Below are 12,644 nucleotides of genomic sequence, written 5' to 3' on the forward strand. Positions count from 1 at the left end.
AGGGCTAGTTTCCGTCCGCCATCGCCTCTCGCACCCGCTGCAGGTCGTCTTCGTCGACCTCGATGGGCTCGCGGCTGGCGAGTGTCCAGCGTCGCACGAAGTAGATGAGGGCGAGCAGCCCGGCGAACCCGGCGACGAGGGGCAGGAGCCAAACCAGCAGGTGGAGGCCACGCTTCGGCGGTTCGAGGAGGATCCAGTCGCCGTAGCGTTCCTGGAAGTAGCCGAGTATCTCCGCTTCGCTGCGGCCCTGGTCGATCTGCTCCTGGATCTCCTGTCGCATACGGAGCGAGATCGGGGAGTTCGACTCGGCCACCGATTCTGAGACGCAGACGGGGCAGCGCAACTGCCCGGCGATCTCGAACACCCGAGGATCGAGTTCTGCGGCCGGCGCTTGAGCGACGGCCAGAGAAAGCAGGGTGAGGAGGAGGACCGGGAGGCGGCGGAGGATCACTGCAACAGCTCTCCGATCCGCTCCTCCAGCACCGCCTGAGTGACGATGCCCGTGTGCTTGTAGGCGAGAGTGCCGTCCTCACGTATGAAGAACGTCTCGGGCACGCCGAAGAGTCCCCAGTCGATGCTCACCTGGGAGGTGTCGTCGATGACGTTGGGGAAGGTGAGCCCGAACTCGCTGATGAACTGGCGCCCGCCCTGCTCGTTACGCTCCTGGGTCTGCACGCCCAGGATCGTTACCTCCTCGCCGTACTCCTGCCAGGCCGCCTGCAGAACCGGCGCCTCCTCGCGGCAGGGGAGGCACCAGGTGGCCCAGAAGTTCACCACCATCGGCTTCTCGAGCTGCCCCGCGTCGAACTCGAAGATCCTGCCGTACTCCGGCCAGTAGGGCGTGTGCAGCGCCAGCTGGAAGTCGGGCATCGGCTCACCCAGTCGCGCCGATTCGATGTCGCGGTCGGGTTGGCCCCTCAGCAGGCCGAACAGGAACAGGGCCCCGAGGGCCGCAACGATGACAGCGACGATGAGGACGCGCCTGAGCCCGGCCCGCGCGGGGGGTTCGCTCAGGTAGTCGTCGTTCATGCTCTCACCGTTCCATCGTTCGTAGTCCTGCGCCTGACCCGCTGGCGTCCAGGCAGCAGGGACCAGATCGTCCCGAAGACCAGGACCAGTCCGCCTATCCAGATCCACGCCACCAACGGGCTCTGAACCACCCTGAGCACGACGGACTGCCGCCCCTCGCTGACGTCGCCGGCGATCGACAGATAGAGGTCGTGCCAGGGCGTGTAGTAGACCCCGGGGGTTGGGGCGCTCTGCTGGTTCGCGCCGAAGACGTTGATGCGTGGCCGCAGCGTAGCCAGCTTGTCGCCATTTCTGTACACCTCGACGACCGCGCCGGTGCTCAGGCGCCCCTGGGTCTGACTGCGGAACGAGTCGGTGGCCACCAGGGTGTAGCCCCGGAAGGCAACGGGCTCGCCGAACTGGAAGCGCATCTGACGGTCTATCCGGTAGGCCGAGGCGCCCATGACTCCCAGGGCGATGACGATGATCGCTAAGTGGACGATCATCGAGCCGAAGCGGCGACGGCTTTCGAACGCGTACTGACGGAAGACGCTGAGAGCGCTGCGGTCGGAGAGTCGCAGCCGTGGAGCCAGGGCGCCGTGAAGCAGGAGTGCCAGGCTCACGAGGTTCCAGCCGGCCACCACCACGGTCAGGAGCGGGTAGACGAGTCGCATGCCCAGGATGAAGGCGATCAACCCGGCGGCGAGGGCGCCGCCCGCCAGCCAGGCGAGGTTGCGCCGGAGCGACTGCTCCTCGGCCTTGCGCCACGGTAAGAGCGGGCCGATGCCCATGAGCAGGAAGATGATCAGCCACACCGGGACGCTAACCTGGTCGAAGAAGGGCGCGCCAACGGTGACCTTGTCGCCCGTCAACGCCTCCACGATGAGCGGGAAGATGGTGCCGAGCAGCACCGCGAAGGCGATGGCCAGGAAGAGGATGTTACCCAGCAGGATGGCGCCTTCGCGGCTCACCGGGTCGTCGAGTTCGGCCCGGTCCCGCACCTGGTCCCACCTTAGCGCCACCAAACTGAAGGAGAACAGCACCACCAGCAGGAAGAAGCCGAGGAACAGCGGTCCTACCGGTCCGTTGCCGAAGGCGTGGACCGACGAGATCACGCCGGAGCGGGTGAGGAAGGTGCCGAGGATCGTGAGCGCGAAAGTGAGCGTCACCAGAAGCAGGTTCCAGCCCTTGAGCATGCGCCGGCGCTCCTGCACCTGAACGCTGTGGATGAAGGCGGTGGCGGTGAGCCAGGGAAGGAAGGAGACGTTCTCGACCGGGTCCCAGGCCCAGAAGCCGCCCCAACCCAGCACCTCGTAGCTCCACCAGCCCCCGGCGACTATCGCCGCGGAGAGGAACCCCCAGCCGGTGAGGGTCCAGCGGCGGGTCTGGGTCATCCAGGTGACGCCTGGCTGGCGGGTGATCAGCGCGGCCATGGCGTAGGCGAACGGCACCGTGAGGCCAACGAAGCCCAGGTACATGAGCACCGGGTGCACCGCCATCATCCAGTGGTTCTGGAGCAGCGGATTGGGCCCGGGTCCGTCGAGCGGCGGGTCGACCAGCAGCCGGAAGGGGCTGGCGGCGAGCGCGGTGACGCCGATGAAGAAGACCTGCACGCCCTGCATCACCGCCAGGGCCCAGGGGCGGAGGATGGTGTTGGGAGCGGTCACCGCCAGCGCAGCCGTGTAGGCCGAGAGGAGCCAGCCCCACAGCAGGATCGATCCCTCCAGTGCGGCCCACATCGTTACGAACTTCACCCAGGTGGGCGAGGCGATGCGGGAGTGCTGCGCGACGTAGGAGACGCTGAAGTCGTCGGTCAGCAGGGCGACCTCCATGACGAAGATCGCCGCCGTCATCGCCAGGAAGACGGCTACTGCGGCGAGCCGCGCGGAAGTCTGCAGGCGGGCGTCGCGCCGTGCGGCCCCGATGACGCCGGTGACCAGGGCGTAGACGGCCAGGGCGAGCGCCAGGAAGACGCAGGAGCCGCCCAGCACCGCCAGGCTCAATCCGCCCCCGGTCAGACTCATCGCCGCGTCGCCCCGGCCGCGATCATTGCAGAGACTCCTTGAGCGCTTCCACGTTCACCGGTTCGCCCGGTTCGGGCGCCTGGTACACCTCGCTGTGCTTGACCAGCAGGTTGTCGCTCACGAATACGCCGTCCTCGAAGTGTCCCTCGACCACCACGCCGGTGTTCTCCTGGAACAGTTCGGGAGGGGCCCCGAAGTGCCGAACCGGGTAGGTGACGACGCTGTCGGTGACGTGGAAGGTTAGTCTCAGGTCTTCGGTGTCGAAATCCACGCTTCCTGCCTCGACGATGCCGCCCAGCCGCAACCGCCTGTCGTCATACTGCTGCGGCGACTTGGCGTACTCGCTGGGCAGGATGAAGTAAACGAGCGAGGACGAGAGGGCTCGGTAGATGAGCATCCCGGCGAAGGCGAGGATCACCGCTGCCAACGCTATGTAGACGCCTCGCCTCAATCCTCGTCCTCCAGCCGCTTGGATCTGGAGCGCAGGTAGAGCAGGTAGCCGCCGTAGGCGATGACGAGTTCCAGCCAGGCGACGGCGATCCAGGTCCATTCGTTCAGGTCGTCAAACATCGATCGCCTCCCGTGATCCGGTCACCCTCTCCCGGCGCTCTTCGATGCCGGCCTCGAGGCGGCCGAGCCTGGTTCGTTCGAGCGCCAACCACAGGTAGATGAGCCCTGCGACGACGGCGTTGAAGATCAGGATCCGGAGGAAACTCGCTTCCATGGTGACACCACCCGGATCGAGGCTCTTGGCCGGGTGCAGCGTGCGGAACCACTCGGCTGCCATCCAGTTGAACGGCAGGCTCGCAAGGACCACGATGGCCACCACCGCGCTCACCCGGCCACGCCGTTCGCGGTCATCGACGAGTCCCCGGACCACGAAATAGCCCACCAGCAGCGCGAAGAGCAGGGCGGTGAGTGTGAGCTTGGCGTCCCAGGTCCAGAAGGTGTTCAAGGTCGGCTTGCTGTAAGTCATCCCGCCGACGATCGTGAGACCGGCGAAGAGCAGCGCCAGTTCGGCATGCGCCACCGCCCGCACGTCGTCCACCGGGCGCCCCCGCCACAGGTAGAGCATGCTGTAGACCGCAGCTACGATCACCGCCAGGAAGCAGACCCAGGCTGCCGATACGTGGGCGTACATGATGCGGATGAGCTCACCCTGACCTACGTCGGGCGGGCTCACCACGAGTCCCAGGTACGCCCCGACCGCGAAGAGGCCGATGGCGAGCAGGCCGAGCGCGTTGAGCCAGCCGGGCCGGTGGCGGGCTTGTGAGGTGTCGTTCATCTACTGCTCCTCGGCATGATTGTCGGCGTCCCGTTGGTGCTTGCGTGACTCGCCGACGATGAGGCACTCGGAACCCGGCTATCCACCGTCACTCCTCGACCGTAAACCTGAAGATGGCGGTGCAGGTGACCAGGTAGACCAGATCGAATCCCACCAGCAATTGTAGCCAGTCGGCAGCCAGTTCACGGTTTCCCAACTGCGTAAGCGCAGACGTCGCTCGCACCGATGCCAGCAGGATGGGCACGACGACCGGGAACATCAGGACCGGCAGGAGCGATTCGCGGGCGCGAAGGTTCGCAGTAAGTGCGGCGTAGAAGGTGGCGATGAGGGCGAAACCGAGGGTGCCGAGCAGCAGCGTGAGCAGCAGCAGCGGCCAGCTGCCGGCGACCGGCAGGCCGAAGAGGACCGCGGTGACGGGCAACATCAGCACCGCCAGCACGGCGAGGTAGAGCCAGTTGGCCAGCAGTTTGCCCAGGTAGAGCGTGGCGCGGGGCACGGGGTAGAGGAGCAGCTGTTCGAACGAGTTCTCCTCCCCCTCGGCCGCGTAACTCTGTGCGGCTGAGATGACTCCGGCGAACGCCAGCGCCGTCCAGAGGGCTCCGGGTGCGATGTCGGCGAGGAGCGAACCGTTGCCGCTCACCGCGAAGGCGAGAACGAGCAGGGTGATGGCGGCGAAGAAGAGGGTAGCCACGGTGACGGCCCGGCTGCGCAGCTCCTGACGCAGGTCCTTGCCTGCGATGACGATGATCGGCGCCAGTTCAGACATCGGCGCCGCCAACGGCTGCCACTGTCACGGAACGCTCTCCCCGAGGGCGCACGCTCAAACCGCCGTCCTCGACCTGGAGCACCGCATCTGCCAACGGTTCGACCCGCTCGAGTTCGTGGGACGCGAGAATCACGGTCTTGCCCTCGCTCCGGGCCCGTCCCAGGAGAGCATCGATCAGCCCCTTCCCGCTCTCGTCGAGCGCCGCGTAAGGCTCGTCGAGGAGCCACAGGTTCGCGGGCGAGAGCAGCAGCCGCGCCAGGGCGAGCCGCTTCTTCATGCCGCTCGAGAAGGTTCGAACGAGAGTGTGGGCGGCTGGGCTCAGGCCCACCTGGTCGAGCAGGCCGTCGATCTCCCTGGAGTCCTGGCCGTAGAGGCGGGCGGCGAACTCCAGGTTCTCGGCTGCGGTGAGAGCCGGGTAGGCTCCGCCGTAGACACCCAACAGAGCAGCCCGCTTGCGGATCTCGCTGGCCCCCAGTACCAGGTCGAAGCCGAAGACCGATCCGCTTCCGCGGCTGGGCCGCAGACGCGTAGCCAACACCTTGAGGAGGGTCGTCTTTCCGGCTCCGTTGGGTCCATGGAGCACGACCAGCCGTCCCGGCGCGACGGTAAGCGAGACGTCGGCGAGGACGAACTGCCTGCCGTAGCGCCGCCCCAACCGTTCCAGCCGGATAGCCGGCGTACCAGCGTGTGCTGTCGAGGTGTTCAGCGGCAAAGGTGCCGGCACCCCGCTTCGCAACGGATCACCGGCCAATGATAGCGTGCTCTTCGGGGGACGTAAGTCCCGTTCCCTACGGCCGTTCAAGCTCAGGTCAACCGGCTCTGACAGTCCGCCTCACGAATTCCAGCAAAGGTCATCCGGCTCGAGGAGTCCGGCTCCGGGACCGGACCACCGTATTACGGATCGCGCTTTGTCCCGCTCTGATACTCCGCCTCAGGCCATCCGGCTAAGCACGTTCCGGGCTTCGGCGGCTACCGACGGGTCGGCGGTGACGTCGTAGCGGGATGCCCGCATGCCGCTCACCGAGGTGAAGTCGCGCTCCCCGCCAGAGAAGGCGTAGCCGATGAGGCCGATGACAGCGCCCAGGACCGCCCCGAAGATGAGGCCGTAGAAGGCCAGCGAGAGAGCGGAGGTGAGCGGCGCGAAGAAGTTGAAGATGCCGAAGATGAAACCGATGAACGCACCGATGAGGGCGCCGGAGGTGAGGCCGTTGAGCAGCGCCTTGCCCCAGTTCAGCCGGCCGGTTATCTGCTCGACGAAAGTGATCCCCTCGGCAACGATCGAGATGGTGGTCACGTCGAAACGCTGGTCGGAGAGGAAATCGACCGCCCTCTGCGCCTCCTTGTAGTTCGGGTAGGAGGCCACGACCTCGCGAAGGCCGCCTGCGGGAACCGTATCGCGCGGGTCGGTCGCCATGCCGGTCGTTCTTCTGTCGTCCATCACTTTCCTCCCGTCGAAGGGGACCCACGATGCCGTGTGTCTTCGAGCACGATTCGACGCTAGGGGCCGCTCCGCCCGCAAACAAGGGCGCGCGCTACAGGCGAGCGGGGCTACCGCTGACTACTCGGCGATGCCGTAGAGTCGAACCATGAACAGCGGTGAGGGTCTCAAGAGAGCTGTATTCGGCGGCGGCTGCTTCTGGTGCACCGAAGCCGTCTTCCAGGATCTGGCGGGGGTCAGGTCGGTGCTGCCCGGTTATTCCGGGGGGACGGTGCCCAACCCCAGCTACCAGCAGGTCTGCACCGACACCACCGGGCACGCCGAGGTAGTCGAGTTGAAGTACGACCCGCAGGTGGTGAGCTTCGAGGACCTGTTGGGCGTGTTCTTCTCGACCCACGACCCGACTACCGTCGACCGGCAGGGGAACGACGTGGGCAGCCAGTACCGTTCGGTGATCTTCTACGAGGACGAGGAGCAGAAGCGCCAGGCCGAGGAGATGATCTCGCGGCTAGAGAGCGAAGGCGTGTTCGGAGCGCCGATCGTCACCCGACTCGAGCCGCTCGAAGAGTTCTACGAAGCGGAGGGGTACCACCGCAACTACTTCCGCAACAACCCCGACCAACCCTACTGCAGCGTCGTGATCGCTCCCAAGGTCGCCAAGTTCAGGCAGAAGTACAGCGAGAAGTTGCGGGTTTAGTCCTCGGAAGACCCTAGCTAGGCCGCTGCCGCGCCCGCCTCAAGCTCGTGCGCGAGCCTAGGCAAGGCCTCGCCCAGCCTGCCTGCCACTTTCAGGGTCGCCAGCTCATCACCGCGGGTCGGGCCGTCGTTGACGATCGCGACCGGCTTGCCGGCCCTAACTGCCGCCAGCACCCAGCGCATGCCGGACATCACCGCCAGCGAGGAACCCACTACGAGCAGAACCTCCGCGTCCTCTACGGCCCTTGCGCACCGTTCGACGCGTTCCTTGGGCACGTTCTCGCCGAAGAACACCACGTTCGGCTTCAGTACGCCGCCGCAACTCGTGCAGACCGGCACCCGCACGCTCTCGATCGCTCGCTCCGGCAGGTCGGCGTCGCCGTCGGGCGCGATCTCCACCGCCGAGGCGTCGAGCTGCGGATTGAGTTCGAGAAGCAGCTCCTGCATCTCGCTGCGCGGGGTGATCCGCCTGCACTCCAGGCAGAGCACCGACTCCAGGCTGCCGTGCAGTTCCAGTACCTTGCGGCTGCCTGCCTTCTGATGCAGGCCGTCGACGTTCTGAGTGACGATTCCTTCGATAGCCCCGGACGATTCCATCGTCGCCAGAGCGGCGTGACCATCGTTCGGGATCGCCCCTGCCATCGCCTGCCAGCCGATGGCACTCCTCGCCCAGTAGCGACGGCGCTGCTCTTCGCTCCTCGTGAACTGCTGGAAAGTAATCGGTCGCCGTGGCCGACGGAGCCTCTCTGGGCTCCGGTAGTCGGGTATTCCCGACTCGGTGCTGATGCCAGCGCCGCTGAGCACCAGAGTTCGCCGTCCGGCGAGAAGTGCCGGCAGTTCTTCGACCTGTCCGGTCAGGACTCCTCTGCCCCTTCCGGCTCGAAGCGAAGGGAGAGGCCGTTGTTGCAGTAGCGTTGCCCCGTGGGCTCCGGGCCGTCGTCGAACAGGTGGCCCTGGTGGCTGCCGCAGCGAGCGCAGTGGTACTCGGTGCGGGCGTAGCCGATCTTGTAATCGGTGCTGAACTCGAGCGCTCCTGGGATGGCCCGGTAGAAGCTGGGCCAACCACTGCCGCTCTCGTACTTGGTGTCGCTCTCGAAGAGCGATTGGCCGCAAGCGGCGCACACGTAGACGCCCTCCCGCTTCTCGTAGTTGAGCGGGCTGCTGCCGGGCGGTTCCGTTCCCTCCTCGAACATCACGCTGTAACGCTCGGGTTCGAGCTGTTCACGCCACTCGCTCTTGTTCCGGTTCAGCTTCTCCTGGGATTCCGCCATGATCCACCTCTGCTCTCGCAAGTAGCTCCGGACATCAGCCTATCAGCGCTACCGTTCACCGGTCCTCCGACAGGAAACGCTCGAGCATCCGCAGATTGCGACTGTTCGACTTCCAGGTGAAGTCCACGATCGTGCCGAGCCCGGGTATAGAACCCACCAGTGTGTCGCCGAGCGAGTTCGCCAGCATCTTGGCGAGCAGGCCCTTCGGCGCGCCCATCCGCGCTGCCCGGTAGATGATCCAGCCAGCCAGCCCGAATGCGGTGAAGTCGCCGACCACCGGCACCAGTCCCACCAGCGCATCGATGCCGACGCGGTAGTTGATGAGCGGGATGCGGATCGAGTTGTCGAGCAGGTGGGCTAGTTCCTGGATCTCGGCGAGGTGCTTCTCCTTGGGGTCGAGTGTGTCCCGGGGGCGCATCGGGCTCCGGTCGAGCGCCACATGCGGATCGGTCCGATGGGCGCCGCGGCGTTCGCTCCTGCTCCCCTTCCGTACGCCGGCCATGAACGATGGTAACGGCTGGGCGGGCACGCGCAGTCGCCAGCGGCACCGACCGACAGAAGGCGTCCGAAAGGGTCGTCTCCGCCGATGCTCCCGCCGATGATCGGGCGGCCGTTCTTGGCGCTGGTCGAGTCGGTCACGGTTATGCTGTCGCCACCATCGACGGAGGTGATCCGGTGCCTCGAGGTACCCATGAAGCCGTTCCCGACGAGCGGAACGCGGGAGTTCAGGTCTACGTGGACGGTGACTTCTTCGCGCGTGACGAGGCGAAGGTGTCGGTGTTCGACTCCGGATTCCTGGTCGGTGACGGAGTGTGGGAGGGGATCCGGTTGCACCGCGGCCGCTTCGTCTTCCTGGACCGTCACCTCGACCGGCTCTACTCGGGCGCTGCCGCCATCGGCCTGGACATCGGCAAGAGCAGGGCGGAGCTCACCGAGGCGCTCTACGAGACGGTCAGGCGCAACGGGATGGAGGACGGCGTCCATGTTCGCCTGATGGTGACGAGGGGGAAGAAGAAGACGCCGTCCCAGGACCCCAGGCTCACGGTCGGTGGGCCCACCATCGTGATAGTCGCCGAGCACAAGGAGGCAGACCTGGCGGTGGCGGAGCAGGGACTGAGGCTCTTCACGTCCACCACTCGCCGACCGCCTCCCGACACCCTCGATCCCAAGCTCAACTGCCATTCGAAACTGCACGAGGTGATCGCCCTGGTGCAGGCGCTGCGGGCGGGCGCCGACGAAGCCCTGATGCTCGACCCCACCGGCGCCGTGGCGACCTGCAACGCGACCAACTTCTTCATCGTCCGGTCGGGCGAGGTGTGGACCTCGACCGGCCTCTACTGCATGAACGGGATCACCAGGCAGATGGTCCTCGAGCTGTGCCGCGCCAACGGGGTCCCGGCGTTCGAGAAGGCTTTCTCCCTCACCGACGTCTACAGCGCCGACGAAGCTTTCGTCACCGGCACCTTCGGCGGCCTCACGCCCGTAGTCGAAGTGGACGGGCGATCCATAGGGTACGGCGAACCGGGGCCGATCACGGCCAGCCTCTCCGCCCTTTACCGCAGTCTCGTCGATCAGGCGGCGGGCGAACGATGACGGCGCGCATCTCGATGTGGTCGGGGCCCCGGAACGTCTCCACCGCTCTTATGTACAGCTTCCGGCAGAGGAGCGACACCGTCGTCGTCGACGAGCCGCTTTACGGTCACTACCTGAAGGCCACCGGAGCGGAGCATCCTGGGGCGGCAGAGGTGATGGCGGATGTGGAGCTCGACGCCGCGCGCGCCGTCGAGGGGATGCTGCACGGGCACAGCGAGCGCGAGGTGGTCTTCTTCAAGAACATGGCTCACCATCTGAGGGGCCTGGACTCGGCATGCCGTGACCGGCTCTTCTCGGGCGGCCTCAGTCACGCTCTGCTGATCCGCGACCCGCGTGAGATGCTGCCCTCACTCGCCAGGGTGCTCGAGCGGCCCCGGCTTGTCGACACGGGTCTGGTCGAACAGTGCGAGATCCTCGAACGCGAAGTGGAAGCGGGGCGCGACCCGGTCGTGATCGATTCGCGTGACCTGCTTCGGGATCCGCCCGGAGCGTTGCGGAAGCTCTGCGAACGCCTGGGCCTCGGCTTCGAAAGCGAGATGCTGAGCTGGCCTCGTGGGCCGAAGCCGGAGGATGGTGTCTGGGCGGCGCACTGGTACGCGAGCGTCCACAGGTCGGTGGGGTTCGCGACTCATCGGCCACCCTCGGAGCCGTTCCCAGAGGAGCTCAGCGACCTTCTCGAGGAGTGCCGGCCGTACTATGCGAGACTGGCAGAACGGACTACCGGCATGTCTCACAAGTCCTGAACGCTTGCAAGGAGTTGAAAAGTAGCCCGAGCGCAAGCTAAGATTGCAAGGCTGTCTGCACGCCGGGCCCCTTCCGAGGGCCGCGGCCGACCCGAACGCGAACACCCAGGAGACGATGATGAAGTACAACAAAGGCGCCATTCTGCGCTCGATCGAGCAGCCCTTCCTACGGGACGACATTCCGCAGTTCGATACCGGCGACACCATCCGGGTCGATTACAAGGTCACCGAGGGCAACCGCTCGCGCATCCAGGCATTCGAAGGTGTGGTGATCGCCCGCAAGAACGGCAAAGGCGCCCGTTCCACCATCACGGTCCGCAAGGTCTCCTTCGGGGAAGGCGTGGAGCGGATCTTCCCGGTTCACTCGCCGGTCATCGACAAGATCGAAGTGGTGCGCCGCGGCAGGAGCCGTCGGGCCAAGCTCTACTACCTGCGCGAGCTCCGCGGCAAGGCCGCTCGCCTGAAGACCGACGTAGCTCGTCAGGAAGAGGACCGGGCCGCAGCCCGAGCCAGCAGAGAACAGAAGTAACGCAGCGGGGGCTCGAGCCCCCGCCACGGGTAGGGAGGAGGCGCGCCGGACGGCGCGCCTCCTCGTTGGCGCCTCAGCGCTCGGCTGCCTGCGGGCTCACTTCGTGGGCGGAATTGGGCGTTATCCGGATCGCCTGCCGCTGGCCGGTCCCGTGACTCCTGGCGATCCGCTGGGCGATTCGGGCGGCGTCTCTGCCCACCCCCTGGATCATCGCCGAGGAGAGGGCGTGCTGGAAGTGCAGCCCAACGAAGTAGAAACCGGGTAGACCGGGAACGCTACCTCCGACATGCCTCGGCTCGTGACCGGCCATCTCGATGGGCAGGTCGAGCCAACTCAGGTCGGGGCGAAAGCCCGTGCACCAGACGATGTTGGCCGGGCGCCGCGTAGATCCGTCGGCCAGGAGAGGCAGGCCGAGCTTCGCTCCGGTCACTCGCGGGAGCCGCTCCACCCCGGCCCTGGCCAGGTCGCTCTCCTTCACCCGTATCCACGGTCCGCCGCGGTTCACGACCTTCCGGCGGACCCGCCGCCCGACCGGGGTGTTCACCGTGAGTACCCGGTGGAAGAGGAGCTTCAGCACCAACGGTATGAAGATGGCGTGGGCGAGCCGGCTCTCGATCCTGAAGGGAAGCTGGCCCGTGCCGGCGCCTGCGAGGGCCGTCGGACGAGTTCGAGCGAGTTCACGGGCGAGTTCGGAGCCGGAGTTCCCGGCGCCCACGATCAGCACCGGTCCCGGACGCAACTGATCCGGATTGCAGTAGGCGCTCGAGTGGATCTGAAGGATGTCGTCATCGATCTCTCGGGCGAAGTCGGGGACGTGCGGCCGCTGGTAGTTGGACATGGCCACTACGACGTCTCGCGCTCGGTACGTCTGCTCGGCCGTCTCGACGAGGTAACCATCGTCTACCCGTCGGATCTTCTGCACCCGGGTGCCGGTCTCGACTGGCAGGGCGAACCGCGCGGCGTAGGCCTCGAGGTAGTCGGCCATCTCGTCCTTGGTCGGGAAGTAGTCCGGCCGTGCCGGGAACGGCAGGCCCGGAAGACCGTCGTAACGAGCCGGGGTGAAGAGCCTCAGCGAGTCCCAGCGACGCCGCCAGCTGTCGCCGATCCTGCTGTTCGCCTCCAGGATCACGAACGAAACTCCCCGGCGCGACAGCTGGTAACCGAGCGCCAGTCCCGCCTGTCCGGCCCCCACTACCACCGTTCCGATCTCTCTGGCCGATCCGATTGCAACTGCTTCCATCACGCTTCCTCCTTCCGGTGCTCACCCAGGTCGATGGCTTCCGGAAAGATA

General features: G+C 66.3%; 17 protein-coding genes. 4 read left to right on the forward strand and 13 right to left on the reverse strand.

The window, feature by feature from the left end; genetic code table 11:
- Window positions 1-4 precede the first annotated feature (4 nt).
- The 9 genes from VF168_13800 to VF168_13840 form a co-directional block, all read right to left on the reverse strand.
- The gene (locus VF168_13800; GenBank protein HEX7005253.1) at window positions 5-451 is read right to left on the reverse strand and encodes a cytochrome c-type biogenesis protein CcmH; all 447 of its coding nucleotides are present in this window, start codon (window positions 449-451) and stop codon (window positions 5-7) included.
- Entirely contained in the window at window positions 448-1,029 is a 582-nt protein-coding gene (locus VF168_13805; GenBank protein ID HEX7005254.1) for a TlpA disulfide reductase family protein, read from the reverse strand. Before VF168_13805 ends, VF168_13800 begins: the two co-directional genes overlap by 4 nt.
- On the reverse strand, window positions 1,026-3,032 hold the full coding sequence (locus tag VF168_13810; protein HEX7005255.1) for a heme lyase CcmF/NrfE family subunit: 2,007 nt from the start codon (window positions 3,030-3,032) through the stop codon (window positions 1,026-1,028). The genes VF168_13805 and VF168_13810 overlap by 4 nt, the downstream gene beginning before the upstream one ends.
- A gap of 22 nt (window positions 3,033-3,054) precedes the next feature.
- Window positions 3,055-3,483 carry a cytochrome c maturation protein CcmE gene (gene ccmE, locus VF168_13815; protein ID HEX7005256.1) on the reverse strand — a complete coding sequence of 143 codons (429 nt, stop codon included), beginning with the start codon at window positions 3,481-3,483 and terminating at the stop codon, window positions 3,055-3,057.
- Complete coding sequence (locus VF168_13820; protein HEX7005257.1) at window positions 3,480-3,602, reverse strand: hypothetical protein; 123 nt, start codon at window positions 3,600-3,602, stop codon at window positions 3,480-3,482. The genes ccmE and VF168_13820 overlap by 4 nt, the downstream gene beginning before the upstream one ends.
- The gene (gene ccsA / locus VF168_13825; GenBank protein HEX7005258.1) at window positions 3,595-4,317 is read right to left on the reverse strand and encodes a cytochrome c biogenesis protein CcsA; all 723 of its coding nucleotides are present in this window, start codon (window positions 4,315-4,317) and stop codon (window positions 3,595-3,597) included. The genes VF168_13820 and ccsA overlap by 8 nt, the downstream gene beginning before the upstream one ends.
- 88 nt (window positions 4,318-4,405) lie before the next feature.
- A complete protein-coding gene (locus VF168_13830) occupies window positions 4,406-5,083 on the reverse strand; it encodes a heme exporter protein CcmB (protein HEX7005259.1) in 678 nt (225 codons plus the stop codon).
- On the reverse strand, window positions 5,076-5,795 hold the full coding sequence (gene ccmA / locus VF168_13835) for a heme ABC exporter ATP-binding protein CcmA (protein ID HEX7005260.1): 720 nt from the start codon (window positions 5,793-5,795) through the stop codon (window positions 5,076-5,078). The genes VF168_13830 and ccmA overlap by 8 nt, the downstream gene beginning before the upstream one ends.
- 219 nt (window positions 5,796-6,014) lie before the next feature.
- Window positions 6,015-6,521 carry a general stress protein gene (locus VF168_13840; protein HEX7005261.1) on the reverse strand — a complete coding sequence of 169 codons (507 nt, stop codon included), beginning with the start codon at window positions 6,519-6,521 and terminating at the stop codon, window positions 6,015-6,017.
- Window positions 6,522-6,669: 148 nt separating this feature from the next.
- On the opposite strand from VF168_13840, the gene msrA reads away from it, so the two are divergent.
- Window positions 6,670-7,218, forward strand: coding sequence for a peptide-methionine (S)-S-oxide reductase MsrA (gene msrA, locus VF168_13845; protein ID HEX7005262.1), 549 nt, complete (start codon window positions 6,670-6,672; stop codon window positions 7,216-7,218).
- Between the two features lie 17 nt (window positions 7,219-7,235).
- On the opposite strand, the gene VF168_13850 is transcribed toward msrA, so the two are convergent.
- The 3 genes from VF168_13850 to VF168_13860 are packed head-to-tail and all read right to left on the reverse strand — an operon-like array spanning window position 7,236 to window position 8,990.
- Window positions 7,236-8,021 carry an NAD-dependent protein deacetylase gene (locus VF168_13850; GenBank protein HEX7005263.1) on the reverse strand — a complete coding sequence of 262 codons (786 nt, stop codon included), beginning with the start codon at window positions 8,019-8,021 and terminating at the stop codon, window positions 7,236-7,238.
- 50 nt (window positions 8,022-8,071) lie between these two features.
- Complete coding sequence (gene msrB, locus VF168_13855) at window positions 8,072-8,488, reverse strand: peptide-methionine (R)-S-oxide reductase MsrB (GenBank protein ID HEX7005264.1); 417 nt, start codon at window positions 8,486-8,488, stop codon at window positions 8,072-8,074.
- A gap of 55 nt (window positions 8,489-8,543) precedes the next feature.
- Window positions 8,544-8,990: a DUF4112 domain-containing protein gene (locus VF168_13860; GenBank protein HEX7005265.1), complete on the reverse strand. Its 447-nt coding sequence runs from the start codon at window positions 8,988-8,990 to the stop codon at window positions 8,544-8,546.
- Between the two features lie 173 nt (window positions 8,991-9,163).
- Here VF168_13860 and VF168_13865 point away from each other — a divergent pair, with 173 nt between their 5' ends.
- From VF168_13865 to rplS, 3 genes are all read left to right on the forward strand, one after another.
- Entirely contained in the window at window positions 9,164-10,081 is a 918-nt protein-coding gene (locus VF168_13865; GenBank protein HEX7005266.1) for an aminotransferase class IV, read from the forward strand.
- Entirely contained in the window at window positions 10,078-10,824 is a 747-nt protein-coding gene (locus VF168_13870; GenBank protein HEX7005267.1) for a sulfotransferase family protein, read from the forward strand. The genes VF168_13865 and VF168_13870 overlap by 4 nt, the downstream gene beginning before the upstream one ends.
- A 118-nt stretch (window positions 10,825-10,942) precedes the next feature.
- Window positions 10,943-11,353 carry a 50S ribosomal protein L19 gene (rplS, locus tag VF168_13875; protein ID HEX7005268.1) on the forward strand — a complete coding sequence of 137 codons (411 nt, stop codon included), beginning with the start codon at window positions 10,943-10,945 and terminating at the stop codon, window positions 11,351-11,353.
- A 73-nt stretch (window positions 11,354-11,426) separates the two neighbouring features.
- Here rplS and VF168_13880 read toward each other — a convergent pair whose 3' ends face one another.
- Window positions 11,427-12,593, reverse strand: a complete 1,167-nt coding sequence (locus VF168_13880; GenBank protein ID HEX7005269.1) for an NAD(P)-binding domain-containing protein — start codon at window positions 12,591-12,593, stop codon at window positions 11,427-11,429.
- Between the last annotated feature and the right edge of the window lie 51 nt (window positions 12,594-12,644).

Source organism: Trueperaceae bacterium, from assembly GCA_036381595.1.
GTDB lineage: Bacteria > Deinococcota > Deinococci > Deinococcales > Trueperaceae > DASVCN01.

What these genes read in the sequence shown, in the direction of transcription:
- VF168_13805 (HEX7005254.1), bottom strand. Translation starts at nt 1,029, where the DNA reads ATGAACGACGACTACCTGAGCGAACCCCCCGCGCGGGCCGGGCTCAGG.
- VF168_13810 (HEX7005255.1), bottom strand. Translation starts at nt 3,032, where the DNA reads ATGAGTCTGACCGGGGGCGGATTGAGCCTGGCGGTGCTGGGCGGCTCC.
- VF168_13820 (HEX7005257.1), bottom strand. Translation starts at nt 3,602, where the DNA reads ATGTTTGACGACCTGAACGAATGGACCTGGATCGCCGTCGCCTGGCTG.
- ccsA (HEX7005258.1), bottom strand. Translation starts at nt 4,317, where the DNA reads ATGAACGACACCTCACAAGCCCGCCACCGGCCCGGCTGGCTCAACGCG.
- VF168_13830 (HEX7005259.1), bottom strand. Translation starts at nt 5,083, where the DNA reads ATGTCTGAACTGGCGCCGATCATCGTCATCGCAGGCAAGGACCTGCGT.
- VF168_13840 (HEX7005261.1), bottom strand. Translation starts at nt 6,521, where the DNA reads ATGGACGACAGAAGAACGACCGGCATGGCGACCGACCCGCGCGATACG.
- msrA (HEX7005262.1), top strand. Translation starts at nt 6,670, where the DNA reads ATGAACAGCGGTGAGGGTCTCAAGAGAGCTGTATTCGGCGGCGGCTGC.
- msrB (HEX7005264.1), bottom strand. Translation starts at nt 8,488, where the DNA reads ATGGCGGAATCCCAGGAGAAGCTGAACCGGAACAAGAGCGAGTGGCGT.
- VF168_13860 (HEX7005265.1), bottom strand. Translation starts at nt 8,990, where the DNA reads ATGGCCGGCGTACGGAAGGGGAGCAGGAGCGAACGCCGCGGCGCCCAT.
- VF168_13870 (HEX7005267.1), top strand. Translation starts at nt 10,078, where the DNA reads ATGACGGCGCGCATCTCGATGTGGTCGGGGCCCCGGAACGTCTCCACC.
- rplS (HEX7005268.1), top strand. Translation starts at nt 10,943, where the DNA reads ATGAAGTACAACAAAGGCGCCATTCTGCGCTCGATCGAGCAGCCCTTC.
- VF168_13880 (HEX7005269.1), bottom strand. Translation starts at nt 12,593, where the DNA reads ATGGAAGCAGTTGCAATCGGATCGGCCAGAGAGATCGGAACGGTGGTA.